Consider the following 23,930-nt stretch of genomic DNA (forward strand, 5'->3'; position numbering starts at 1 on the left):
TGAGTGCCGGTTGCATCCTGGCCGTTGGGCCGCCTGTCGATCCGATGCCGCCGCCGGGCGGTGCGCGCGATGGTCAGCGCACGCTACGGGATGCGCGCTGCACCGGGCGGTGCGCGCGGGCCGCGTGGTGGTACGGGAACCCCGTCGACGCGGCCGACGAATCCTGATGCCGTGCAAGGCCCGGCGGGGGAGACTGGCGGGATGGAGATCGCGCAGTGGTGGCCGGCCGTGACGGCGGAGACTCGGGACTGGCTGGTCGAGCACAACGGTGAGCCGCTCCCGTCCGTCGTGAGGGACGACGTGCTGCGCGTGAACGGCGATCTCACCGACCCGTCGTGGTGGGCCGGTGAGTCCGTCGACGGGTCGTCCGAGCTGACGGACGCGGCGACGGACTGGATCGAGTCCGCGGCGAACGACGGGTGATGAGTTCCGGCGTCTGGCATGGTCTGTCCCGCAGTGATCGGCGATCGGCGCCGGTTCTTCACGAGGGCGGTACACGATGCGTGCGGTGACGGCAGGGCTCTTCCACTCGGTGGACGGTGTGGTCGAGGCTCCCGACCAGTGGCAGTTCGACAGTTTCGACGACGAACTCGGCCAGTCCATGGGCGGGTTCATGAGCAGGACGACCACCGCCGTCATGGGTCGGGTCGCCTACGAGTCGTGGTCGGATCACTTCGGCAACGCGGGGGCGGACGACCCCTTCGCCGGCTTCATCAATCCGGTGGAGAAGTTCGTCGCCTCACGCACGCTCACCGGAGATCTCGCGTGGCAGAACTCGACGCTCATCGACGGCGATCCGGTGGAGTTCGTGCGTCGACTCAAGCAGGCCGACGGTGGCGACATCGCGCTGGTGGGCGGCGTCTCTCTGGTCCGCCAGCTCTTCCTGGCCGGTGTGCTCGACACCCTGACCCTGATGACGCACCCCGTCGTCGTGGGCAAGGGTCAGCACCTGTTCGAGCCGGGGGATCCGCTCACTCGTCTCGTCCTGACGAACTCCCTCGTCACGAGCAGGGGCAACGTGGTCGTCGACTACGCCGTCAAGGGGGACTAGCGGGCAGGCCGGAGGCCGGTCGGGGCCGACGAACGGGCAGGCCGGAGGCCGGTCGGGGCTGACGAGCGGGCAGGCCGGAGGCCGGCCGGGGCCGACGAACGGGCAGGCCGGAGGCCGGTCGGACGGTGTCGGGTCCTGCACATAGAATGACCTCGACATTCTGCCGAGGGAAGGACCCCATCCACCGTGTCTGTCGAGTCCACTCCTCAGGTCGACGCCCTCCCCACCCCTCCGGTCGACACCGTCTCCGCTGCGGCCGGGTCGCCCGATGTCGCTCAGCCGTGGGCGGAGTTGGGTCTGAAGGAGGACGAGTACGCCCGCATCCGGGAGATCCTCGGCCGCCGCCCGACGGATGCCGAGTTGGCGATGTACTCGGTGATGTGGAGCGAGCACTGCTCGTACAAGTCGTCGAAGGTGCACCTCAAGTACTTCGGCGAGACGACGACGGACGAGATGCGGTCGGGAATGCTCGCCGGAATCGGTGAGAACGCGGGCGTGGTCGACGTCGGCGACGGGTGGGCTGTCACCTTCAAGGTGGAGAGCCACAATCATCCGTCGTACATCGAGCCGTACCAGGGTGCGGCCACCGGCGTCGGCGGCATCGTGCGCGACATCATGGCCATGGGTGCTCGTCCGATCGCGGTGATGGATCAGTTGCGTTTCGGTGCGGCTGATGCTCCGGACACGCGCCGGGTGCTCGAGGGCATCGTGCGCGGCGTCGGCGGTTACGGAAACTCACTCGGGCTCCCGAACGTGGGCGGCGAGACGGTGTTCGACGCGTCCTACGCCGGCAACCCGTTGCTCAACGCGCTGTGCGCCGGAGTGATGCGTACCGAGGATCTGCACCTGGCGTTCGCGTCGGGCTCGGGCAACAAGATCATCCTGTTCGGTGCGCGCACGGGCCTCGACGGGATCGGCGGCGTGTCGGTGCTGGCGTCCGAGACGTTCGACGAGAAGCAGGGCCGACGCAAGCTCCCCGCGGTGCAGGTGGGCGACCCGTTCACCGAGAAGGTGCTCATCGAGTGCTGCCTCGAGCTCTACCAGCAGAAGCTCGTGGTCGGTATCCAGGATCTCGGCGGTGCCGGATTGTCCTGTGCCACCTCCGAGCTCGCTTCGGCGGGTGACGGCGGTATGCACATCGCCCTGGATCGGGTTCCGCTGCGTGCGACCGGGATGACGCCGGCGGAGGTGCTGTCCAGCGAGTCGCAGGAACGCATGTGCGCCGTGGTGGCACCGGAGAACGTCGACGCCTTCATGGCGGTGTGCGCCAAGTGGGACGTGCTGGCGACCGATATCGGCGAGGTCACCGACGGTGAGCATCTCGAGATCACCTGGCACGGCGACGTCGTCGTCGACGTGCCGCCCAAGACGGTGGCCCACGACGGTCCCGTCTACGAGCGTCCCGTGCAGCGGCCCGCGAGCCAGGATGCCCTGGTGGCGAACACCACCGAGGGTCTGCCCCGTCCGGCCACAGGTGTGGAACTGCGCGAGACCCTGCTGCAGATGATCTCCTCCCCCCAGCTCTGCAGTCGGCGGCTCATCACCGAGCAGTACGACCGGTACGTCCGCGGCAACACCGTGCTCGCCGAGCACGCCGATGCCGGTGTGGTGCGCATCGACGAGAAGACCGGCCGCGGAATCGCTCTCGCGACCGATGCGTCCGGCCGGTACACCGCGCTGGATCCGTACCGTGGTGCGCAGCTGGCGCTGGCCGAGGCGTTCCGCAACGTCGCGACGACGGGCGCCACGCCGAAAGCCGTCACCAACTGCCTGAACTTCGGGTCGCCCGAGGATCCGGGTGTCATGTGGCAGTTCCAGCAGGCGGTACGCGGCCTGGCGGACGGCTGTGTGCAACTGGGCATTCCGGTCACCGGCGGAAACGTCAGTTTCTACAACCAGACCGGGTCGACGCCGATCCTGCCGACCCCGGTGGTGGGTGTGCTGGGTGTCCTCGACGACGTCCACCGCCGCATCCCCACGGGCATCGGCCTGGAGCCGGGCGAGACCCTGATCCTGTTGGGTGACACGCACGACGAACTGGACGGCTCGATCTGGGCCCAGGTCGTCCACGACCATCTCGGTGGTGTTCCGCCGCAGGTGGATCTGGCTCGCGAGCAGTTGCTGGCCGACATCCTCACGGCGTCGAGCCGCGACGGTCTGGTCACCGCAGCGCACGACCTCTCCGAGGGCGGGCTCGCGCAGACCGTCGTCGAGGTCGCGCTCGCCGGCGAGACCGGGTGCCGCATTCTGCCGCCCGAAGGAACAGATCCTTTCGTCACCTTGTTCTCGGAATCGTCCGGGCGGGTACTCGTTGCTGTCCCTCGGACCGAGGAGACCAGGTTCACGGGGATGTGCAGCGCGAGGGGGATGCCATGGACGCGTATCGGGGTGGCCGACGAAGGGTCGGACGAGGTGGAGTTCCAGGGACTGTTCAGTGTCCCGTTGACCGAACTCCGCGAGGCGTACGAGGGGACGCTTCCGGCGCTCTTCGGCTGACCGACCTTCCCGGCACCGGCACCGTCCGATGACCGACACCGATACTCGGTCGTCGGACGAACTGCAGCGCCCCCACAGTTTCGAGGAACTGCCGGCGTACGTCCTGAGCTCGGCGACCCGCACGGTGCGCAAGCACCCCGCGTGGATCTGGGCTTGGGGTCTGCTGCGGCTCGACGTCACCGGCATCGCGTTCGGCGCCCTGTTCTTCTGCTGGTCGCTGACGCCGTCACTGCTGCCACGCGGCTGGCTGTTCCAGGGCATCGTCAGCGGCATCACCGCGGCCATCGGGTACGGGGTGGGCGTCGCTGTCGGCTGGATTCTCCTGCGCACGGTGCTTCGTCAGCAGCCGTGGTGGCCGCTGCCGATCCGCGTGGAGCGCGCACTCCTGGTCGCTGTCCCGGTGATCGCGACCGTCGCCGGAGCGGTCATGCTCTACGCCTCTGCGGACTGGCAGCGTCAGCTCGCCGCGCTCATGGGCGCCGAGGGGCTCACGTCCACGGGGTTCATCCGCACCGGCATCATCAGTTTCGCGGTGTGCGCCGCGCTCATCGGACTGTGGCGGGTCATCCGGGACATCCGCCGCTTCGTCGTGCGCTCGATCCTGCGTCTGATCCGACTCCCGCAGTGGGTTGCCAACCTCGTGGGGTTCCTCCTCGTCGTGACGGTGCTCGTCACACTGGTGCAGGGTGTGCTGTTGCGCGGCACCATGACCGTCGCCAACTCGGTCTTCAGCACTCAGAACAGCAACACGCGTGAGGGTGCCGAACAGCCGACGGTGCCCGAGCGTTCCGGTGGTACCGGTTCGCTCGTGGACTGGGACACACTGGGATTCGAGGGCCGGAACTTCGTCTCGGGTGGGTTGTCGGCCGACGAGATGACCCGAGCGACCGGCCGCACGGGCATGGAGGCGATCCGCGCGTACGTGGGACTCGAGAGCGCGGAGACGGACGAGGAGCGCATGAATCTCCTGGTACGCGAACTCGATCGAACCGATGCGTTCTCCCGCAAGGCCATCGTCGTCATCCCGACCACGGGAACCGGGTGGGTCAATCCCACCGCAGCTCGGGCCGTGGAACTGATGTACGACGGGGACGTCGCGCTCGTGGCGTCCCAGTACTCGTACCTTCCGAGTTGGATCTCTTTCCTCGCCGATCGCGAGAAGGCGGCGGCCGCGGGGAAGTTGCTCATCGACACCGTGCACCAGCGATGGGAGCAGGAGCCCGAGGCGACCAGGCCCAAGTTCTACGTCTACGGCGAGAGTCTCGGAACCCAGGCCGGCGAAGGCGCGTTCGCGGACATCGCCGACATCCGGGACACCGTCGACGGAGTGCTGTGGGTGGGCCCGCCGAACTCCAATCGCATCTGGGACACCTACGTCAGCCGACGCGATCCGGGAACCACCGAGGTGGAACCCGTCTACGCCGGCGGACTGCTGATGCGGTTCGCCGACAGCACCCGTGACGTCGAGGCACTGAGCGGGGACTGGCCCTACCCGCGCGTGCTGTACATCCAGCACCCGTCCGACCCCATCGTGTGGTGGACGCCGGATCTGATCTTCCAGCGTCCGGATTGGCTCGCCGAGCCGCCCGGGTACGACCGACTGCCCAGCATGCGGTGGTTCCCGTTCGTCACCTTCTGGCAGGTGAGTGCCGACCTCACGAACGCGGCCGGCGTGCCGGACGGGCACGGCCACAACTACGGGACGACGGTGCTCGACGGCTTCGCCGCTGTGGCCGCCCCCGACGGGTGGACGCAGGCCGACACCGAACGCATCCGCGTCGTCATGAACGAGTACGCCGACGCCGACGGTCCCGAGAAGTGACCGGACTGGCCCGATGGGTGCTGTTCGACATCCCCATCGGGACAGTGCTACCCGAGGAATTCCTGTTCCGCGGCGTCGTCGACACCGTGGCCACCGCCGTGGTGGGTCCCCGTGCCGCACTGGTGGTCGGCTCCACGGCATTCGGGGTCTGGCACTGGTACGACTCGGGCAGGTCGGTGCCCGTCGTCCTGTTCACCGGGGCGGCCGGCGCACTGTTCGTCGAGTCGAAGCGGCGAACCGGCACCATTCTGACGCCCATGGCACTGCACTGGGCCGCCAACTCGGTCGGTGCGATCGCATCGACGTGGTGGCGCTCTACTCGAGGTGACAGACCGCCTCGAGGTTGAGGCCGTCGGGGTCGTACACGAAGCCGCCGAAGTAGTTCTCGTGGTACTCGGGGCAGACGCGCGGAGACAGCTTGTCCCGTGCGCCCGCCGCAAGGGCCGAGGCGTGGAACTCCCGGACGGTGTCACGGGTCGGTGCCGAGAACGCCACGTGTAGTTCGGGATCGACGGTGGTTCCCTGGACGAGCCAGAAGAACGGCTTGCGGCCACTGCCGAATCCGACCATGCGGACGTAGTCGTCCGGCCCGCCGGTGAAGTCGAGCAGCTTCTCGATCCCGAGCACGCCGAGAGCCGGCACGTAGATCTCGAGTGAGCGGTCGACGTCCGTGACCGTCACGTTGAGGTGGTCGATGGTCGATCCTTGATAGAGGTTCGGTGTCATGGAGACAGTGAAGCGTCCATCGCGGACAGCGGCGGTCCTCGTTGTTCCTCCGCGCCGGATCAGCGACGCACTGCCGACCGCCCGGTGAATGCCCGGGTGTACTGGGGCGGGTAGGGCACCGGATCACCGAGTTCGGCCGCCGCGCGCTGCGCCCACACCGGATTGCGTAGCAACTCCCGTGCGAGGAACACCGCGTCGGCGCGACCCGACGACACCAGGAGATCGGCGTCGGCGGGATCGGTCACGAGCCCGACCGTCGCCGTCGGGATGCCGGTCTCGCGCAGTCGCTCCGAGAACGGCACCTGGTAGCCGGGGCCCACGGGGATCGGTGCGTCGGCGGCGATGCCGCCGGTCGACACGTCGATCAGGTCCACGCCCCGATCTCGGAGCAGCGGGGCGAGCCGCACGCTGTCCTCGAGCGTCCAGCCGGGTCGGGGGTCGTCCGTGTCGCCGGCGAGCCAGTCCGTCGCCGAGAGCCGGAAGAACAGCGGCCGGTCCCCCGGCCACGCGGCGCGCACCGCATCCACCACCTCGAGGGCGAAGCGAGCTCGCGCGTCGAAGTCCCCGCCGTACTCGTCGGTCCGCGTGTTGGCGTGCGGGGACAGGAACTGGTGGATCAGATAGCCGTGTGCACCGTGCAGTTCGAGGACGTCCACGCCGGCCCGTGCGGCGCGTGCGGCGGCGGCCGCGAAGTCCGCGACCACCTCGGCGATCTCCGTCGTGCTCAGCGACGAGGGCAGAGGGAGGGTTCCGAACGATTCCGGACTGGGTCCGACTCGATCCCACAGAGTCTCGACGTGGTGGGTGCCGTCCCACGACGGCCCCGACCAGGGCCTGCCGGTGGCGGCCTTGCGTCCGGCGTGCACCAGCTGGACACCCAGTGCGGCGCCGTTGCCACGGGCGAACCGCACGATGCGCTCGAGCGCGTGCTCCTGCGCCGACGTCCACAGGCCCAGATCGAACTCGCTGCTCCGCCCGTCGGGAGAGACGGCGGTGGCCTCCATCATGGCCAGTCCCACGCCACCGACGATGCGAGCGGCGAGGTGCTGGAAGTGCCAATCGGTGGCCGCGCCGACGGCGGGACCGGACGGTTCGGCGGCGAACTGCATCATCGGCGACATCCAGATCCGGTTGCGCATCGTTCTCCCGCGCAGGGTCAGCGGCTCGAACAATGCGCTCACGACGACACCGCCACCGACGCTGCAGCCGACTGCTCGGTGCCGCGCCGCGGTCCGCCCAGGAACGCGAGTCCGTTGTCGTGCAGCGTGCGTCGGTCCACGCCGGCCGACTCGAGGAAGGCCGAGGGCGCCGACTCCGCCATGTCGAACGGGTAGTCGGTACCGCACAGGACGTGATCGCTCGACGCGTGTTCTCGCAGCAGCGTCAAGGCGGCCACGTCGTGAGTCACGGTGTCGAACCAGCACTGCCGGAACGCGTCCCGAGGGTGCGTGTCGGTGTGGTGGACGTCCGGCCGCGCTCCCCATGCGTGGGTCCAGCGACCCAGGAGCGCCGGCGCGCACCCGCCGCCGTGCACGAAACACACTCGCAACGAGGGCAGTTCGTCCAGAACACCACCCAGCACGGCGCCGGCGACGGCGGTCGCCGTCTCGACGGGGTTGCCGATGAGGTTGGCCAGGTAGAGCGAGCTCCACTCGGGGCGGGGCAGCTGCATCGGGTGCACCAGAACCGCCAGGTCGAGCCGCGCGGCGGAGCGCAGGATGTCGCGCAGGACACCGGTGTCGAGCGAGGTGCTGCCCACCAGCGGCGGGATCGCGACGCCGGACACCACGCCCTCGGAGGCGAGGCGTGTCATCTCCCTCGTTGCCGCATCCGCATCGTCGAGACGCACGAGGCCCAGGCCGGCGAGTCGACCACCGGAGTTTGCGACCAGACCCGCGAGTTCGGCGTTGTAGCTGCCGATGTACTCGTCGGCGCGGGCGTCGGACGTCGTCGGAAAGGCGAACGGCGGGGGCGACAACGCCCGGACTCCGATGCCCTGAGCATCCATGTCGGCGTACACGGCATCGACGTCGCTCATGGCCTCGGTGGCGATCGACAGCGGGAAATCTCCGAGATGCAGACGCCCGTCCCGATCCTGCATCGGTGCGAACGGCGATCCGGGCGGTAGGCCGAAGTGCGAGGCGGGCAGCCAGTGCGCGTGGACGTCCACGAGGTCGACGCCGGTCACGAGGTCAGCACCGGCAGAGCGTCGTTGGCGGAGTCGAGGTGCTCGACGGTGGTGAAGACGAGCGGTGTGTCGCCGACGTTCTCGATGTCGTGCAACAGGTACTCGCCCGGTCCGAAGGTGAAGTGGCGCGTCTCGCCGGCGTCGTAGGAGACGTCCCGAGTGGTCCCGTCGAACGTGTGTTGGCGAGAGGTGCCCGCGTTCACCGCCGTCCAGAAGTAGTCGAGGACGTGGCGGTGCGCGTGCCACCGCTCGCCCGGTGCGAGCCTGATCTCCCAGACCCGCACCCGGTCGGTGCTGCTCAGCAGGCGCGACCCCACGGCGCCGTCGAAGGCGTGAGACTCGAACTCCGCGCGGAGTTCCGGAGACCAGCCGTCGAAGTCGGTGCCGACGACGGTGCCGGCGAGAGGAAGGTCCTGGAGGAACGTGTCGGACATGACCGTGCCTTTCGTATTGTGGAGGAGGGGACTAGCGGCCGGGGCCGTACAGGCCGAAGCGGAGGTCCGGATCCCCGGGCGTCCAGGTGTTGCTGAACTGGGACCGCTCGCCCATCGCCTGTACTCGGGCGAGCAGAGCACTGCTCAGTTCGAGCTGCCCCGGTTCCCACTTCTCGAGTGCCTCCGCGATGTTCCCGGCAGCGGAGGTGAGTGCATCGGCGAGCGCCCACGAATCGGCAGCGGCCTTGGCGGTTCCGGCGGCGGCGTGAGGGCGTGCGGCACAGGCCGCGTCGCCGATCAGGGCGACGCGTCCGGACGCCATCCGGTTCACCCGCGAGTCCCACACCACCTGGATGAACGGCTCCTCGGTCGCGGTGACGACCTCGGCGGCGGCCGGTGACAGACTGCGCCGCGCGGTCTCCCGCATCTCGTCGACGTAGCGATCCTGCACCTGGCCGGGATGTACGGACACCTTGCCGACGAATCCGCGTTTGTCGGTGAGCATCTCGGTGAGATCCGGGCCCTCCGCCACGTTGCGGTACCAGACATAGTTCATGAGGCGGTCGCCCACCTGAGAGCCCCGCGCGCTCGGGATCGGATACATCGTGATCTGCGAGTGGGGAATCACGTCGTACGTGATCGCGTCGTGGAGCAGGTCCGCGGTGCGGCTGGACAGCACCCGCTCGTCGACGGTGCCGCGCCACCCGATGTACCCCGAGTACTCCATCGTCACGTCGGGGTCGATCCGCAGACGGTTCGCCGAGGTGACTCCGTCGGCGATGACGACGAGGTCGGCTCGTTCGCGCCGGCCGCTGACGAACCGCACGTCGACATGATCGTCGGTCTGGTCGAAGCCACAGGCGAATTCACCGAGATGGTAGTGCTCGCGGCCGAAGTCCGAGAGCAGTGCGCGGTAGAACGTGCCCCACGAGGTGTGGGACCACGTTCGCTCGTCCCGGTGCACGATCTCGTCGTCGGATCCGAGGTACTGGACCCAGCGAGTTGTGGTGCTGACGTCCTCGGGGCGCTGGGTGCTGCGCTCGCGGAACCATCGCAGGGTGTCGGGCTGGAGGACGATGCCACCGCCGCGCCCGTCGAGGTCCGAGGGGGTGCGTTCGAAGACGTCGACCTCGAAGCCGAGGTCACGCAACAGGAGTGCGGAGGTGAGGCCCCCGATGGAGCCGCCGATGACGACGGCGCGGGCTCCCTGGTAGTGGTTCATGCGGACGTTCCCTTCATGATCGGTGCGGAGGTCGCCTCGGGGGCGGACTCGGTCGGTGTGTCGGTGGGGAGTGCGGCGCCACGGGTCTCGGGTGCGAACCACAGGCCGACGAGGGCGATGACACCCGTCGCGGCGAGGACGGCCGTTGCTGTTCCGAGGTCTCCGCCGAACCAGGAGGTGGCAATGACGCCGGCCACGAGTGGGCCGGCCGCGGTGATGTAGCGACCGATGCTGTTGGCCAACGCGATTCCCGATGCACGCATGCTGGGCGAGAACATCTCGGGTCCGTAGACGAAGTTGCCGGAGAGGGCTCCGAACAGTCCGAATCCGACGAGGGGGATGACGAGCAGGTAAGTCGTGTAGCTGTGCTCGAACGGGAAGAGGTAGGCGATGCTCACGGCGGAGCACACGAAGCTCACCATGAATGCCTTGCGGCGGCCGATGGCGTCCGCCAGGAACCCCCATGTCGCGTAGCCGAAGATGCCGCCGGCGTTGAACAGCATGGAGGTGATGGCGACCCGGTGGTTGGCGACGTCGGCCGACAGCGACTCGGCGGTGGCCATCGTGCGGATGATCTGCGGGTACCACGTCGAGACGCTCCAGAAGGCGAGCAGCGACCCGGTGGCCAGCGCGGTGCAGATGAGCGTGGCGCGCAGGTGCGGCGGGGAGAGGAGCCGTTTCAGCACGAACTGGTCCTCCGGGCGGGTGGACGACTGCCGCTTGCGCTCCTTGCGGGTGGCGATGACGGTGGTGATCTCCTCGGGCTCCGGGACGTAGCGACGCAGGAACCACACGAGGAAAGCGGGGACGACGGCCAGGACGAGCATGAACCGCCAGCCGTGGGTGCCGAGAAGTCCGTATGCCAGTGCGGCGATGAAGAATCCGCCGGCGTAGCCGGACATCATCACGCCGCAGGCCCGAGCCCGGTACTTGTTACGCCACACCTCGGCGACCAGCGCGGCGCCCACAGGAGCCTCGACGCCCGATCCGAGACCGGCGATGAAGCGCAGGACGCCGAGTTGCCACCACGTGTCGGCGAAGGCGGCCAGGGCGGTGAAGACGGCGTAGGTGACGATGCCGATGGACAGCACCCGCACTCGGCCGAAGTAGTCGGCCAGGACGCCGAACAGGATGCCGCCCGTGGCCCATCCCGCCAGGAACAGCGCGACGGTCAGACCGCCGTAGAGTCCGATGTGATCGGCATCGACCGTCAGTCCCGAGTTCGGGAGCAGTTCGGTCATCGCCGGTCCGAGCACCAACGCGTAGAGGCTGCCGGCGAAGCCGTCCAGCGCCCATCCCATCGTGGTGCCCAGCAGTACGAGCCACTGGACGCGCGTGATCTGCGTTCTCCAGCCCGGCTCCGTGGAAGTGGTGTCGTGCACGGTGTGTTCTCCTCTGTGCGTGGGGTTGTGGTCGACAGGCCGGGTGCTCAATTGAGCCGTCCGGGGGTGTCGGAGCCGTACCAGTCGACGTCGGACTCGGCGATGCGGACCACGACGGTCTTGATCCAGGTGAAGTCGTCGAAGGACTCGGTGCCGGCGTCCTTGCCGGTGCCCGACTCCTTGGTGCCGCCCCAGGGGAGGGACGGCTCGAGGCGGTGGTGGTCGTTGATCCAGACCATGCCCGACTCGAGTGCGTCCGCGACGCGGTGCGCGCGGGCGAGGTCGCGGGTCCAGACGGCTGCTCCGAGCCCGAACCTGTTGTCGTTCGCCATCTCCACGGCCTGCGCCTCGGTGTCGAAGGGCACCACCACCGCCACCGGCCCGAAGATCTCCTCCTGCGAGACCCGCATGGAGTTGGTCGCGTCGGCGAAGACGGTGGGGCGAAGGAAAAACCCGCCCTGCAGTGCGTCCGGCAGCTCCGGCACGCCGCCTCCCGCGACCAGTCGGGCGCCGTCCTGGTGTCCGATGTCGATGTAGGACAACACCTTCTGACGCTGCACGGCGCTGATCAGGGGACCCATCTGGGTGCTGGTGTCAGCCGGATCGCCCAGCCGGATCGCGTCGGCGCGAGCCGCGAGTGCCTCGACGAACCGGTCGTACACTCCTCGCTGGACGAGGAACCGGGCGCCGGCGACGCACGACTGACCGGATGCGACGAAGGCGGCGAACGCTGCGCCCTCCGCGGCGACGACGGGGTCCTGGTCGTCGAACACGACGACGGGGGTCTTGCCACCCAGTTCCGCTGTGATGCGGGCGAATCGGCCCGCTGTCGCGACGGCCGCGGACCGGCCGGCCTCCGTGCCACCGGTCAGGGTGATCTTCGCGACGTCGGGATGCTGGGTGAGCCGGATGCCGGCCTCGCGTCCGCCGGTGACGACGTTGACGACGCCGTCCGGCACGCCGGCCTCGGAGACGATCCGCGCGATGGCGAGCGTGGTGAGCGGAGTGAGTTCCGACGGCTTGATCACGACGGTGTTGCCGGTGGCGAGAGCCGCCGAGAGGCTACGCGCGAGGATGAGCGCCGGGTGGTTGAAGGGAGTGATGATGCCGCACACGCCGAGCGGAGTGCGTCGCTGATAGGTGAGATAGGGGCCGTCGCTCGGCAGCACTCCGTCGCGCTGGGCGGCGAGCAGGCCCGCGTTGTAGCGGAACCACTCCGGCACGCGGGACAGCTGGGCGCGCGTCTCGGTGATGGGCCGGCCGTTGTTGCGGGTCTCGAGCGTGAACAGCTCTTCGGACGCGGCCTCGATGGCATCCGCGGCGCGCAGCAGGATGCGAGCGCGCTCCGTGCGGGTGGTCCGCCGCCAGGGACCGTTCTCGAACGCGGTGCGCGCCGCGGCGACCGCGCGATCCACGTCGACCGCGTCGCCGTCGGGAACCTCGGCGAAGGACGCGCCGGTGGCCGGATCGACCACGGCGAGAGTGTCGCCGGACTCGGACGGCATCGACTTGCCGTCGATGAACATCAGATGCTCTGTCATGTCTTCTCGCTTCTCGTCGTGATGCAGTGCCTCGATGGAAGAAGTCTGCGATCTGCGTCACGTTCGCGATATGTTCGTGAAGACACAAAGGGCGCCGCGCACTGTGGCGCGGGACATGGAGGGCCGCATGACCGAGCTGTCGGAGCTTCGACGGTGGATGGCCGGCATCCACGACGTCACCGCGGCCGTCGCGTCCGACGACCCACCGTCCGTCGTGCTGGACACCATCGCCGGGATCGCGGTCGCCCTGATGGACTACGACTTCTGCGGCGTCTTCCTGTCCGACGACGTCGGCAGCATGTTGACCATCGAGGGATCGCACGGGTTGTCTGCCGAGTACATCGCCCGGATCAACGCGGACCGTCCGGTGCGACTCGATCTGGACCCCTCCGTCGAGGCGCCGTCGAGCAGGGCGTTCCGGACGGGTGAGCCCGTCGCGATCGACGACATCGTCGCCGCACCGAACTTCGGGCCGTGGGGCGGCGTGGCGCGGGAGCAGGGATACCGCTCGATGGTGTCGGTCCCGCTCCTCGGATCGACGGGAGCGGCGATCGGAACCCTGAACTGCTACCGGCGCGGCGTACACGTGTTCGACGACAACGAGATTCAGCTCCTCAGCATGCTCGCGACCCAGGCATCCATCTCCGTCACGATCACGCGCCTGCGCGCCGAGGAGGCGCAGCGCACCTCCGACCTGAGGACGCTCAACGCTGAACTGCAGCGTCGGCGGACCCTGCTCGAGAAGTCCGAGGAGATCCACCGGCGCCTGACCACCATCGCGTCACGAGGTGGTGGGGTCGACGGCATCGCGACGGCACTCTCGCTGCTGGTCGGCCGGTCGGTCACCATCGAGGACGTGCACGGCGGGGTGCTCGCACAGTCCTCGCGCGGGCCGACGTCGACGTCCGCGCATCGGGAGGACGTTCTGTTGTCCGGGGAGCGGGTGGCATGCCTCGTCGTGGAGGGGGATCCGGCCACGCTGTCGACGCTCGATCGCCGCGCCGTCGAGCACACCGCCGTCGTCGCCGCGCTGGAGCTGCTTCGCGCGCGCACGGCCGAGGACGTGCAGTGGCGACTGCAGGGCGAGGTGGTCGGCGACCTGCTCGGTGACGACGCGGTGGCCGCTGCGTCCGCGGTCGAGCGCGCGGACCGGTTGGGCCACGACCTGACGACGCCGCACGTCGTCGCCGTGATCGACCTGCCGTCGACCGGTGACGTCGACGCGTCGCTCTCGCGCGCGGTGCGGTCGATCGCGGCCCGCGCGGGAACCGGTCCGCTGGTGGCCGCGCATCAGCATCGTGCTGTCGTGCTGTGGCCGGTGAGTGCGGGGACGCCGATGGACTCGGTGGTCGCCGAGATCGAACGCGTGCGCGCCGGCACGGTCGCCGAGGGCCCGGTCACCGCGGTCGTGGGGTCACCGTGCACGGAGGTCGCCGACTACCGGGCGGCCCACCGCGCGGTGCGAGGAGCCGTGCGGCTGATGATCCTGTGGGACCGTACCGGCGCCACCGTGTCACTCGACCAGCTCGGCGTTCCGGGGTTGCTGCTGCAGTTGAACGACCCCGACCAGGTGGCGCGCTACGCGGACCGCACGCTGGGTCCGGTGCGCGAGCACGATGAGTCGCGCGGCACCGATCTGATCGGAACGCTCCGTGCGTATCTCGGCCATCGGCAGCACGTCGGGGACACCGCGGCGGCCCTGCACGTGCATCCCAACACCGTCGGCCAGCGCCTCCGTCGCGTCCAGACGCTCACGGGGCTGGACCTGGCGAGACCGGACCATGCCATGGACGTCGCCATGGCGCTGACGCTCCGCGACATCGCTGCGCCCTGACCGTGCCTCAGCGTCCACAACTCGTGAGAATCGACGGAATCCCGTCGATCCGGGCGACGTGTGGACCGTGAGGCACGGCTCGAGACCCACCGCGCTCGGTGGGACACTGAACGGCGTGGCACCCTCGAAACCCGTCGACCCGGCCGAACTCCGCGCGTCCCTCCAGGCAGTATCGGCGTGGCTCGACGATCCCGACCTCCCGGAGCCGCCGCGCGCCGATCTCGCCGCCGCGGTGCGGCTCAGTGCGCGCACCATCGAGCAGACGGCGCCGGGCTCGAGTGTCGAGGTGCGCGTGCCGCCGTTCGTCGCGGTGCAGTGCATCGTCGGGCCCCGTCACACCCGGGGTACGCCCCCCAACGTCGTCGAATGCGACCCGCGGACATGGCTGTTGTTGGTGACGGGGCGCGTGGCGTTCCACGACGCCGTGCGCGGAGCGGGCGTCACGGCCTCGGGCGGCCGCGCCGGCGAGGTGGCGCACTGGCTTCCGCTCGTGCGAATCTGACTCTCACCGCCAGGGCTGCACCGGCGGCTTCACCCACAGGATCTTCTCGTCCGAGTGCGCTCGGCCGGCCGCGTCGTGATCGGGGTGATCGCGCGCCCACTCGGCCTTCTCGCGCAACAGCGTCGAGACCACTGTCCATGTCTCGTCGGAGCTGGGCGGGTTGATGTCCGCGGCCCGGGCCACCTTGCGTCGGACGTCCGCAGCCATCGCCGCGAGATCGTCTGCAGAGATGTCGCGGTCCCACAGATACCGCGCGAGAGCGACGGCCTTGTCGCGCCGGGACTTCTCGGCCGCGTCGGAGTGGCTGTAGAAGTTCTTCTCGGCCACTACCAGCCCCAACTCCCGGCGATGCCCTTGAACGGTCCGACCACGTCGCGGGTGATCCACCCCGCGTAGAAGCCGCCCTCCTGCGGGCGTGCCACCTCGCCGTCGAGCTCGCACGTCAGGGACACGGGAGAGAAGGAGAGCGCGCCGGCGATCGGTGCGAAGGACGGGGTGGGGTTCTCGTAGCTCCAGCCGCCGGCCTCGAGCACGGCGCCGTCGTCGCCCACGATGTCCCAGTAGGTGGCGGATCCCTTCCATTCGCACATCGTCGATCGTGCACTCGAGCGCCGCAGTCGGCTCTCGTCGACGTCGGCCCGCGGGATGTACCAGGTGGGCGGATGGCTGGTCTCCAGGACGCGGTGGGCCGCGTGACTGTCGGCGACGATCACGTCGCCGAAGCGCACCACGAGATGCTTCGTGGACGCCTCGAGGGCCGGCGGACGCGGGTAGTCCCACACCGATTCCTGCCCCTCGCCGGGCTGTTCGGGGGTGACGCCGTACGGAAGTCTGCTGGCCATGTCTCCATCATGGCACCGCGCCGCGAGTCGTGGATCACAGCTCACCGCGGTATCGGTGCCTGCCGACGGCTTGTTGATCGCGGAGTTGCCCGTAGACTCCCCGAGTGTGCGTGCAGCGTGGCCTGCACCCCACCCCTCCCGGCTTCTAGGAGAGCGCGTCGTGACTCGTGACCCCTCGGTCCACAGCCCGAATCTGCTCGATGACACATCCGGTCCGGAACTGGACATCAACGAGAACGAGCCGCGGGAGGAATGCGGCGTCTTCGGTGTGTGGGCCCCTGGCGAGGACGTCGCGAAGATGACGTACTACGGCCTCTACGCGCTGCAGCACCGCGGTCAGGAGGCCGCCGGCATCGCCGTCGCCGACGGCTCGCAGGTGCTGGTGTTCAAGGATCTCGGTCTGGTGAGCCAGGTGTTCGACGAGCAGACGTTGGGCGCGATGAGCGGGCACATCGCCATCGGGCACTGCCGGTACTCCACCACCGGATCGACGACGTGGGAGAACGCGCAGCCCATCTTCCGCACCACCGCGGCCGGCAGCGGCATCGCCCTGGGCCACAACGGCAACCTCGTGAACACGGCCGAGTTGTCGGAGCGGGCGCGCGACGCCGGCATCATGGGCCGCCCGCGCGGGACCGGTGCCACCTCCGACTCGGACATCGTGGGCGCACTGCTGGCGCACGGCGCCGCGGACAGCACCATCGAGCAGGCGGCCATGGAACTGCTGCCGACGCTGAAGGGTGCCTTCTGCCTGACCTTCATGGACGAGCACACCCTCTACGCGGCACGTGACCCCCACGGTGTGCGTCCGTTGTCCCTGGGCCGTCTCGACCGCGGCTGGGTCGTGGCCTCGGAGACCGCCGCCCTCGACATCGTCGGCGCCTCGTTCGTCCGCGACATCGAGCCGGGCGAGCTGCTCGCCATCGACGCGGACGGCGTGCGATCCTCCCGCTTCGCCGCGCCCGAGCCCAAGGGCTGCATCTTCGAGTACGTCTACCTCGCACGCCCCGACAGCGTCATCGGTGGCCGGTCGGTCCACTCGACCCGCGTCGAGATCGGCCGCCGCCTGGCCGAGGAGCACCCCGCCGAGGGCGATCTGGTGATCCCGGTCCCGGAGTCGGGAACGCCCGCCGCCGTCGGCTACGCGCAGGGTTCCGGCATCCCGTACGGCCAGGGCCTGATGAAGAACGCCTACGTCGGACGCACGTTCATCCAGCCGTCGCAGACCATCCGTCAGCTCGGCATCCGGCTGAAGCTCAACCCTCTCCGCGAGGTCATCCGGGGCAAGCGCCTCATCGTGGTGGACGACTCGATCGTCCGCGGCAACACCCAGCGGGCCCTGGTACGCATGCTGCGCGAGGCGGGCGCGCTCGAGATCCACGTGCGCATCGCGTCGCCGCCGGTCCGCTGGCCCTGCTTCTACGGCATCGACTTCGCCTCGCCCGCGGAACTGATCGCCAACGGCATGGACTCCGAGGACGGCATGCTCGAGGGTGTGCGGCAGGCCATCGGCGCCGATTCGCTGGGCTACATCTCGATCGAGGGCATGATCGCCGCCTCGGAGCAGCCCGCGACGCGGCTGTGCTCCGCCTGCTTCGACGGCAAGTACCCCATCGAGCTCCCCAAGGAGACCGCCATGGGCAAGAACGTCCTCGAGGGCATGTTGGCGACCGCAGCGGGCATCGCGATGCCCGCGGCCGTCGACAACGTGAGCGCTCTCTCGCGCCCCTGACACCCAGATGCTGATCCGGCTCGCGATCGCCGAGGCGATCGCGGCGGGAACGATCCGGGTGCAGTACCGGCGCTGGGCGAAGCGGCGCGTCAAGGCGGGTACGTGGATCCACACGCCGGCCGGTGTCGTCGTCGTGGACTCGATCTCCGAGTGCGACTCCGAGTCGCTCACGGACGACGATGCCCGCGCGGCGGGGGAGCCCTCGATCTCGGCCTTGCGCAAGGGGTTTCGGGGCGCCGACGGTGATCCCGTCTGGCGGGTCGAGGTGTCGTTCGGTGGCGGGGAGGCCGGAGGCCGGCCGGATCGGGGCGAGGACCCGCGAGTGGGGCTGCGTGCGGACGACGATCTGTCCGACGACGACGTCGCCATGGTGACCACGAAGCTCGATCGCATGGACGAGCGTGCCGACGCGCCGTGGGCCTGGCGCACCCTCGAGCTGATCCGGGAGCGCCCGGCGGTGCTGGCGGCGGACCTCGGCGCCGTGCTGGGACTCGAACGCGACGTGTTCAAGCCGAGGGTGCGTCGGCTGAAGGCTCTGGGTCTGACCGAGAGTCTGAAGGTGGGATATCGGCTGTCTCCGCGAGGCGAAAAGCTGTTGGACATCAGGCGGTCGGACAGGTAAGTACCGGTCATGTTAAAAATTTCGTGTGGTTCGACACATGAACGACATGCGCACTCGGTAACGTGCCGTTCACCGAACCACCGGAACGACCCGGCCGGACGGGACGCGACGCGCGCTTCCGACACCGCGGGCCCAGACTCACGAAGGACATCCACACCATGAGCGTGCCCTCCCGAGGACGCACGGCGCGGCGCACCGCAGCCGTGTCCATCCTGTCCGTCGCGGCTCTCACCGCGGCAGCGTGCGGCTCCGGCCGCACCGACGACGGCGGCGGCGCAGGCGGTGAGGGCGGCGGCGAGGCGCTCGTCGTCGGCACCACCGACCAGGTCTACTCGCTCGATCCTGCCGCCTCGTACGACAACGGCTCGTTCACGATCATGAACCAGGTCTATCCGTTCCTGATGAACTACGCCCCCGGCAGCGACGAACTGCAGCCCGACGCCGCCGAGAGCTGCGAGTTCAGTCAGCCGACGGTCTACACCTGCACGCTGAAGGACGACCTGACCTTCGCCAACGGCCACGCGCTGACCAGCGAGGACGTCAAGTTCTCGTTCGATCGCATCGTGTCCATCAACGATCCCAACGGCCCGTCCTCGCTGCTGGCCAACCTGGACTCGGTGGCCGCGCCGGACGACAAGACCGTCGAGTTCACGCTGAAGGCCGCGAACGACCAGACCTTCCCCCAGGTTCTCGCCACCAACACCGGGCCCATCATCGATTCCGAGGTCTTCCCGGCCGACTCGATCATGGACGACAACGCGGTCGTGGCGGCCAAGCCCTTCGCCGGCCCCTACTCGATCGACAGCTACGAGAAGAACTCCCTCGTCAGCTTCTCCGCCGCGGCGGACTACAAGGGCGTGCTGGGCGAGCCCAAGACCGGATCGGTCACCCTGCGCACCTACACCAGCGCGGACAACCTCAAGCTCGACATGCAGAACAAGTCCATCGATGTCGCGTGGCGTTCGCTGACCCCGACCGACATCGAGTCGCTCGACCAGGTGGACGGCCTCACCGTCCACGAGGGCCCCGGCGGCGAGCTCCGCTACATCGTCTTCAACCAGAACACGATGCCCGGCGGCACACCCGAGCAGAAGCTCGCGATCCGCAAGGCCATGGCCGCCTCCGTGGACCGTGACGCACTGTCGGAGAACGTCTACAAGGGCACGTTCACGCCGGCGTGGTCCGTGGTGCCCAGTGGCCTCGAGGGCGCGAACACCGCGTTCAAGGACGTCTACGGCGAGGCCCCGAACAAGGACGAGGCAGCGAAGTTCCTGTCCGACGCCGGTGTGCAGACCCCGGTCGCGGTCAATCTGCAGTACAACCCCGATCACTACGGTTCCTCGTCGTCGGAGGAGTACGCGGCGGTCAAGGCGCAGCTCGAGAGCTCGGGCCTGTTCACGGTGAACCTGCAGTCCACCGAGTGGAACACCTACAACAAGGAACGCGTCGCGGACACGTACCCCGTCTACCAGCTCGGCTGGTTCCCGGACTTCCCGGATGCGGACAACTACCTGACGCCGTTCTTCGCACCGGACAACTTCCTGCAGAACCACTTCGAGAACCCCGAGATCACGGCGCTGATCGACTCCGAGCGGACCGAGACCGACCCGGCTCGCCGCTCCGAGATCATCGGTGAGATCCAGACGCGGATGGCGCAGGACTTCGTGTCCACGCTGCCGCTCCTGGAGGGCAAGCAGATCGCGATCTCGACGGACGAGGTCCAGGGTGTCGACGAGACTCTCGACGCCTCGTTCAAGTTCCGCTTCACCCCGCTCACGAAGGGCTGATCCATGGTCACCACCACGCCCGACGAGGCGTCGGTGGGGAAGCAGTCACGGGCGAGCGCGTCGTCACGCTACGGCGCGCTCGCCCGTTATCTCGTGATCCGGTTCCTGCTGATCATTCCCACGGCATGGATCCTGGTCACGGTCGTCTTCTTCCTCATGCGCGTTCTCGGCGATCCCATCAGTGCTGCCCTCGGTGGACGACTGCCCGCCGACCAGATCGCCGAACGACGCGCCGCAGCCGGCTACGACCGGCCGATCCTGGTGCAGTACTGGGAGTACCTGTCCGGTCTGCTGCGGGGAGACTTCGGTCGCTCCGCGACCAGCAACCAGGAGATCGGCGGTGTGCTGATCACCAACGGCGCGGCGACGCTGGAACTCGCGTTCTGGGCGTTGCTCGTCGCGTTCGCCGTCGGCATCCCCCTCGGCTTCTACGCCGCGACCCGCCGCGACTCGATCTCCGACGGCACCCTGCGCATCCTGGCGATCCTGTTCTACGCGGCGCCGGTGTTCTTCGTCGGCATGCTGCTCAAGCTGGTCTTCGCCGTGAAGCTCGGGTGGCTGCCGGTGGCGGGCCGGGCGAGCACCAACGTCGAACTGGCACTGCAGAACGTGTCACCGAAGACCAACATCCTGCTGATCGACTCGATTCTCTACGGGGAGCCGAGCTACACCGTCGACGTGCTGAAGCACGCCGTGCTCCCCGCGGTCGCGCTCGGACTTCTCACCGCCGGCGTGTTCCTGCGCCTGGTGCGGGTGAACCTTCTGCAGACCCTGCAGTCCGGCTACGTGGAAGCTGCGCGCGCACGGGGACTCTCGGCGCGCGTCGTCGCCCGGCGGCACGCCTTCCGCAACGCGCTCATCCCGGTCGTCACCGTGATGGGGCTGCAGATCGCCATGCTGCTGGGCGGCGCGGTGCTCACCGAGACGACGTTCGAGTGGCAGGGACTGGGCTATCAGCTCGCTCGCTACCTGCAGGCGCGCGACTTCATCGCCGTCCAGGGCATCGTCACGTTCCTGGCCATCGTCGTCGCGGTCGTCAGCTTCCTCACCGACGCCATCGTGGCGATCGTCGATCCACGAGTGAGGTTCTGATGAGTATCGAGGTGAGCGTCGGCTCGATCGAGGCGCCGAAGCGACGTCGGGGTGTGCCCGGCCTGTCGATCATCCGCTCGAGTGCCGGACTGCAGAAGGCCACCATCGTCATCGGGCTCGTGCTGGTGGTGCTGTTCGTGATCATGGCGGTCTTCGCTCCGCTCATCGCGCCGTACACCTTCTCCCAGACGTCCGCCGACGGCATGGAGTTCGCGCGCCAGGCGGCGCCGAGTGCGGACCACATCTTCGGGACGTCGGTGCGCGGAGAGGACGTGTTCTCCCGCGTCGTCTACGGCGCACGGACCGCCCTGCTCGTCATCGTCACGTCGCTGGTGCTGTCGATCGTGGTGGGCGTTCCCCTCGGACTGCTCTCCGGCTACGTCGGCCGGTGGGTGGACCGGGTGTTGGTCCTCTTCATGGACGCGATGTACGCGTTCCCGAGTCTGCTTCTCGCCGTGGTGGTCTCGATCGTCGTGGCCGGAGGCCAGTCCAGCAGTTTCGGTGGTGTCCTCTCGGCCGCGATCGCCATCACCGCCGTCTTCGTGCCGCAGTACTTCCGCGTGGTGCGCAACGCGACGGTCTCGGTGAAGACCGAGCCCTACGTGGACGCGGCGCGGGTCACCGGCGCCGGCCCGGTGCGGATCATGTTCCGCCACATCCTCGCCAACGTCACGCAGACACTGCCGGTGATCCTCACGCTCAACGGCGCCGAGGCCATCCTGACTCTGGCGGGTCTCGGCTTCCTCGGGTTCGGCATCGAGCCGACGTCCGCGTCCGAGTGGGGATACGACCTCAACAAGGCGCTGCCGGACATCTCCAACGGCATCTGGTGGACGTCGATCTTCCCCGGCACGGCCATCGTCCTGGTCGTGCTCGGTATGACCATGGTGGGCGAATCCGTCAGCGAGACACTCAATCCGGTTCTGAGAACCAGACGCAAGCAGAAAGATCCCTCATGACGGCCTCAGCGTCCACCCCGCAGGCGGCTCTGACCCTCGAGGCACTGTCGGTCAGCTTCGCCACCGACGCCGGGCCCGTCGACGCCGTCAAGGGAGTGAGTTTCGAGGTCTTCCCGGGCGAGGTCCTGGCCGTCGTCGGCGAATCGGGCTCCGGGAAGTCGGTCAGCGTCCGCTCCGCCATCGGGCTGCTCCCGGACACCGCCCGCGTACGCGGAACCGTCACCGTGGGGTCCCGCGAGGTGACGTCGCTGTCGGACAAGCAGTGGGCCGATCTCCGCGGCAACGCCGTGGCGATGGTGTTCCAGGAACCCGGCAGCGCCCTCGACCCGCTGTTCACCGTCGGTTTCCAGATCGTCGAGGCCCTGCGAGCTCACGCCGGACCGGACGGGAAGGTGCTGGACAAGAAGTCCGCCCGCGTCCGGGCGATCGAGTTGCTCACCATGGTGGGTCTGCCCGACCCGGAGCGGCGATTCGGCTACTTCCCGCACGAGTTGTCCGGTGGCCAGAAGCAGCGTGTGATGATCGCGATCGCCATCTCGTGCGAGGCGAAGGTGATCATCGCGGACGAGCCGACGACGGCACTCGACGTGACCGTGCAGGCCGAGATCCTCGACCTGCTGCGCGACCTCAAGGACCGTCTGGGTTGCGCGATCGTGCTGATCACGCACAGCATGGGCGTGGTGGCGGACATCGCCGATCGGGTCGTCGTCATGAAGGACGGCGAGGTGGTCGAGGAGGCACTCGTCCACGATCTCTTCGCTGCGCCGAAGGCCGACTACACGAAGACGTTGCTGGCGGCGGTCCCGACGCTCGATCCCGTGGTCACCGATCGCACCGTCTCGGACGAGGTGGTGCTGTCGGTGCGCGATCTCGTCGTGCAGTTCCCCGGCGGCATCGGTCAGCCCGTCTTCCGGGCCGTCGACTCGGTGACCTTCGATCTGCACCGCGGCGAGACCCTCGGTCTGGTGGGGGAGTCCGGTTCGGGCAAGTCCACCATCGGCCGTTGCGTGGCAGCACTGCAGAAGCCGACGTCCGGCTCGGTGGACGTCCTCGGTCAGGACGTGGGCAGGCTGCGGGGGTCCGCGCTGAAGAGTCTGCGCAAGCGTTTCGGATTCGTGTTCCAGGATCCGTCCACGTCGCTCAACCCCCGACTGACCGTCGGCCAGTGCATCGCCGAGCCGATGATCGTGCACAAGGCCGGGTCGAAGGCGGACATCGCACGCACGGTCGTCGAGTGGCTCGATGCGGTCCAGCTCCCGAAGGGCACGGAGAAGCGGTACCCGCACGAGCTGTCGGGTGGTCAGCGTCAGCGGGCATCGCTGGCGCGGGCGCTCGTCCTGAAGCCGGATCTGCTGGTCGCCGACGAACCGACCAGCGCGCTGGACGTCTCGGTGCAGGCCGCGGTTCTCGACCTCTTCGAGGAACTGCAGACCGAACTGCACTTCGCGTGCCTGTTCATCAGTCACGATCTCGCCGTGGTCGACCGCCTCGCGCATCGAGTGGCTGTGCTGCGGGGCGGCGCCGTCGTCGAGCTCGGGACGCCCGGACGGATCCTCCGGGATCCGGCGGAGGAGTACACCAAGCGCCTGATCGCGGCCATTCCCAGGCCCGAGGTGACACGAGACCGGAAGGACCGATAGGCCTCCGGTACCGTTAGGGCCGCATCCGACCCTCCCGGGTACTCACACACAGATCAGG

Annotated in this window: 22 protein-coding genes; 13 read left to right on the top strand and 9 right to left on the bottom strand. The window is 68.7% G+C overall.

The window, feature by feature from the left end:
* The first annotated feature begins 69 nt into the window (after window positions 1–69).
* From HQ308_RS22625 to HQ308_RS12795, 5 genes are all read left to right on the top strand, one after another.
* On the top strand, window positions 70–423 hold the full coding sequence (locus HQ308_RS22625; RefSeq protein WP_261776066.1) for a hypothetical protein: 354 nt from the start codon (window positions 70–72) through the stop codon (window positions 421–423).
* 85 nt (window positions 424–508) lie between these two features.
* The gene (locus tag HQ308_RS12780) at window positions 509–1,051 is read left to right on the top strand and encodes a dihydrofolate reductase family protein (protein WP_222646594.1); all 543 of its coding nucleotides are present in this window, start codon (window positions 509–511) and stop codon (window positions 1,049–1,051) included.
* Window positions 1,052–1,237: 186 nt separating this feature from the next.
* Window positions 1,238–3,547 carry a phosphoribosylformylglycinamidine synthase subunit PurL gene (gene purL, locus HQ308_RS12785; RefSeq protein ID WP_222627879.1) on the top strand — a complete coding sequence of 770 codons (2,310 nt, stop codon included), beginning with the start codon at window positions 1,238–1,240 and terminating at the stop codon, window positions 3,545–3,547.
* Between the two features lie 28 nt (window positions 3,548–3,575).
* The gene (locus HQ308_RS12790; RefSeq protein WP_222641131.1) at window positions 3,576–5,369 is read left to right on the top strand and encodes an alpha/beta-hydrolase family protein; all 1,794 of its coding nucleotides are present in this window, start codon (window positions 3,576–3,578) and stop codon (window positions 5,367–5,369) included.
* The gene (locus HQ308_RS12795) at window positions 5,366–5,716 is read left to right on the top strand and encodes a CPBP family intramembrane glutamic endopeptidase (RefSeq protein ID WP_051612986.1); all 351 of its coding nucleotides are present in this window, start codon (window positions 5,366–5,368) and stop codon (window positions 5,714–5,716) included. The genes HQ308_RS12790 and HQ308_RS12795 overlap by 4 nt, the downstream gene beginning before the upstream one ends.
* On the opposite strand, the gene HQ308_RS12800 is transcribed toward HQ308_RS12795, so the two are convergent.
* Genes HQ308_RS12800 through HQ308_RS12830 form a run of 7 tightly spaced genes read right to left on the bottom strand, consistent with a single transcriptional unit; the run spans window position 5,685 to window position 12,862 of the window.
* Window positions 5,685–6,095 (bottom strand): VOC family protein, encoded by a 411-nt coding sequence (locus HQ308_RS12800; protein ID WP_222646595.1) that lies wholly within the window; start codon window positions 6,093–6,095, stop codon window positions 5,685–5,687. The genes HQ308_RS12795 and HQ308_RS12800 overlap by 32 nt on opposite strands.
* A 59-nt stretch (window positions 6,096–6,154) precedes the next feature.
* On the bottom strand, window positions 6,155–7,276 hold the full coding sequence (locus HQ308_RS12805) for an NADH:flavin oxidoreductase/NADH oxidase (protein ID WP_222646596.1): 1,122 nt from the start codon (window positions 7,274–7,276) through the stop codon (window positions 6,155–6,157).
* Window positions 7,273–8,283 (bottom strand): amidohydrolase family protein, encoded by a 1,011-nt coding sequence (locus HQ308_RS12810; RefSeq protein WP_222646597.1) that lies wholly within the window; start codon window positions 8,281–8,283, stop codon window positions 7,273–7,275. The genes HQ308_RS12805 and HQ308_RS12810 overlap by 4 nt, the downstream gene beginning before the upstream one ends.
* Window positions 8,280–8,717: a hypothetical protein gene (locus HQ308_RS12815; protein WP_222646598.1), complete on the bottom strand. Its 438-nt coding sequence runs from the start codon at window positions 8,715–8,717 to the stop codon at window positions 8,280–8,282. Before HQ308_RS12815 ends, HQ308_RS12810 begins: the two co-directional genes overlap by 4 nt.
* A gap of 31 nt (window positions 8,718–8,748) precedes the next feature.
* Window positions 8,749–9,939 (bottom strand): FAD binding domain-containing protein, encoded by a 1,191-nt coding sequence (locus HQ308_RS12820; protein ID WP_222646599.1) that lies wholly within the window; start codon window positions 9,937–9,939, stop codon window positions 8,749–8,751.
* A complete protein-coding gene (locus HQ308_RS12825; protein WP_308115774.1) occupies window positions 9,936–11,321 on the bottom strand; it encodes an MFS transporter in 1,386 nt (461 codons plus the stop codon). Before HQ308_RS12825 ends, HQ308_RS12820 begins: the two co-directional genes overlap by 4 nt.
* A gap of 47 nt (window positions 11,322–11,368) precedes the next feature.
* Window positions 11,369–12,862, bottom strand: coding sequence for an aldehyde dehydrogenase (locus HQ308_RS12830; RefSeq protein ID WP_222646600.1), 1,494 nt, complete (start codon window positions 12,860–12,862; stop codon window positions 11,369–11,371).
* Between the two features lie 127 nt (window positions 12,863–12,989).
* Here HQ308_RS12830 and HQ308_RS12835 point away from each other — a divergent pair, with 127 nt between their 5' ends.
* Window positions 12,990–14,696, top strand: coding sequence for a helix-turn-helix domain-containing protein (locus HQ308_RS12835; protein WP_222646601.1), 1,707 nt, complete (start codon window positions 12,990–12,992; stop codon window positions 14,694–14,696).
* 115 nt (window positions 14,697–14,811) lie between these two features.
* A complete protein-coding gene (locus HQ308_RS12840) occupies window positions 14,812–15,198 on the top strand; it encodes a sterol carrier family protein (RefSeq protein ID WP_222646602.1) in 387 nt (128 codons plus the stop codon).
* Between the two features lie 3 nt (window positions 15,199–15,201).
* On the opposite strand, the gene HQ308_RS12845 is transcribed toward HQ308_RS12840, so the two are convergent.
* Entirely contained in the window at window positions 15,202–15,525 is a 324-nt protein-coding gene (locus HQ308_RS12845; protein ID WP_222646603.1) for a hypothetical protein, read from the bottom strand.
* On the bottom strand, window positions 15,525–16,040 hold the full coding sequence (locus HQ308_RS12850) for a DUF427 domain-containing protein (protein WP_222646604.1): 516 nt from the start codon (window positions 16,038–16,040) through the stop codon (window positions 15,525–15,527). Before HQ308_RS12850 ends, HQ308_RS12845 begins: the two co-directional genes overlap by 1 nt.
* Window positions 16,041–16,200: 160 nt before the next feature.
* Here HQ308_RS12850 and purF point away from each other — a divergent pair, with 160 nt between their 5' ends.
* The 6 genes from purF to HQ308_RS12880 all read left to right on the top strand — a co-directional run bounded on the left by purF (window position 16,201) and on the right by HQ308_RS12880 (window position 23,872).
* A complete protein-coding gene (purF, locus tag HQ308_RS12855; protein WP_056446723.1) occupies window positions 16,201–17,772 on the top strand; it encodes an amidophosphoribosyltransferase in 1,572 nt (523 codons plus the stop codon).
* Between the two features lie 7 nt (window positions 17,773–17,779).
* Entirely contained in the window at window positions 17,780–18,394 is a 615-nt protein-coding gene (locus HQ308_RS12860; RefSeq protein WP_222646605.1) for an ASCH domain-containing protein, read from the top strand.
* A gap of 158 nt (window positions 18,395–18,552) precedes the next feature.
* The gene (locus HQ308_RS12865) at window positions 18,553–20,181 is read left to right on the top strand and encodes an ABC transporter substrate-binding protein (RefSeq protein WP_056447497.1); all 1,629 of its coding nucleotides are present in this window, start codon (window positions 18,553–18,555) and stop codon (window positions 20,179–20,181) included.
* A 3-nt stretch (window positions 20,182–20,184) separates the two neighbouring features.
* Window positions 20,185–21,273: an ABC transporter permease gene (locus tag HQ308_RS12870; RefSeq protein WP_222646606.1), complete on the top strand. Its 1,089-nt coding sequence runs from the start codon at window positions 20,185–20,187 to the stop codon at window positions 21,271–21,273.
* The gene (locus tag HQ308_RS12875) at window positions 21,273–22,232 is read left to right on the top strand and encodes an ABC transporter permease (RefSeq protein ID WP_056446726.1); all 960 of its coding nucleotides are present in this window, start codon (window positions 21,273–21,275) and stop codon (window positions 22,230–22,232) included. The genes HQ308_RS12870 and HQ308_RS12875 overlap by 1 nt, the downstream gene beginning before the upstream one ends.
* The gene (locus HQ308_RS12880; protein ID WP_056446729.1) at window positions 22,229–23,872 is read left to right on the top strand and encodes an ABC transporter ATP-binding protein; all 1,644 of its coding nucleotides are present in this window, start codon (window positions 22,229–22,231) and stop codon (window positions 23,870–23,872) included. Before HQ308_RS12875 ends, HQ308_RS12880 begins: the two co-directional genes overlap by 4 nt.
* Window positions 23,873–23,930 lie beyond the last annotated feature (58 nt).

The sequence above is a fragment of the Rhodococcus sp. BP-241 genome (assembly GCF_019836145.1).
Lineage (GTDB): Bacteria > Actinomycetota > Actinomycetes > Mycobacteriales > Mycobacteriaceae > Rhodococcoides.

Excerpts from the sequence above, each read along its gene's own strand:
- HQ308_RS12815 (WP_222646598.1), bottom strand. The coding sequence starts at position 8,717 with ATGTCCGACACGTTCCTCCAGGACCTTCCTCTCGCCGGCACCGTCGTC.
- HQ308_RS12850 (WP_222646604.1), bottom strand. The coding sequence starts at position 16,040 with ATGGCCAGCAGACTTCCGTACGGCGTCACCCCCGAACAGCCCGGCGAG.
- HQ308_RS22625 (WP_261776066.1), top strand. The coding sequence starts at position 70 with ATGGTCAGCGCACGCTACGGGATGCGCGCTGCACCGGGCGGTGCGCGC.
- HQ308_RS12820 (WP_222646599.1), bottom strand. The coding sequence starts at position 9,939 with ATGAACCACTACCAGGGAGCCCGCGCCGTCGTCATCGGCGGCTCCATC.
- HQ308_RS12860 (WP_222646605.1), top strand. The coding sequence starts at position 17,780 with ATGCTGATCCGGCTCGCGATCGCCGAGGCGATCGCGGCGGGAACGATC.
- HQ308_RS12880 (WP_056446729.1), top strand. The coding sequence starts at position 22,229 with ATGACGGCCTCAGCGTCCACCCCGCAGGCGGCTCTGACCCTCGAGGCA.
- HQ308_RS12875 (WP_056446726.1), top strand. The coding sequence starts at position 21,273 with ATGAGTATCGAGGTGAGCGTCGGCTCGATCGAGGCGCCGAAGCGACGT.
- HQ308_RS12870 (WP_222646606.1), top strand. The coding sequence starts at position 20,185 with ATGGTCACCACCACGCCCGACGAGGCGTCGGTGGGGAAGCAGTCACGG.
- HQ308_RS12830 (WP_222646600.1), bottom strand. The coding sequence starts at position 12,862 with ATGACAGAGCATCTGATGTTCATCGACGGCAAGTCGATGCCGTCCGAG.
- HQ308_RS12865 (WP_056447497.1), top strand. The coding sequence starts at position 18,553 with ATGAGCGTGCCCTCCCGAGGACGCACGGCGCGGCGCACCGCAGCCGTG.
- HQ308_RS12790 (WP_222641131.1), top strand. The coding sequence starts at position 3,576 with ATGACCGACACCGATACTCGGTCGTCGGACGAACTGCAGCGCCCCCAC.
- HQ308_RS12835 (WP_222646601.1), top strand. The coding sequence starts at position 12,990 with ATGACCGAGCTGTCGGAGCTTCGACGGTGGATGGCCGGCATCCACGAC.
- HQ308_RS12800 (WP_222646595.1), bottom strand. The coding sequence starts at position 6,095 with ATGACACCGAACCTCTATCAAGGATCGACCATCGACCACCTCAACGTG.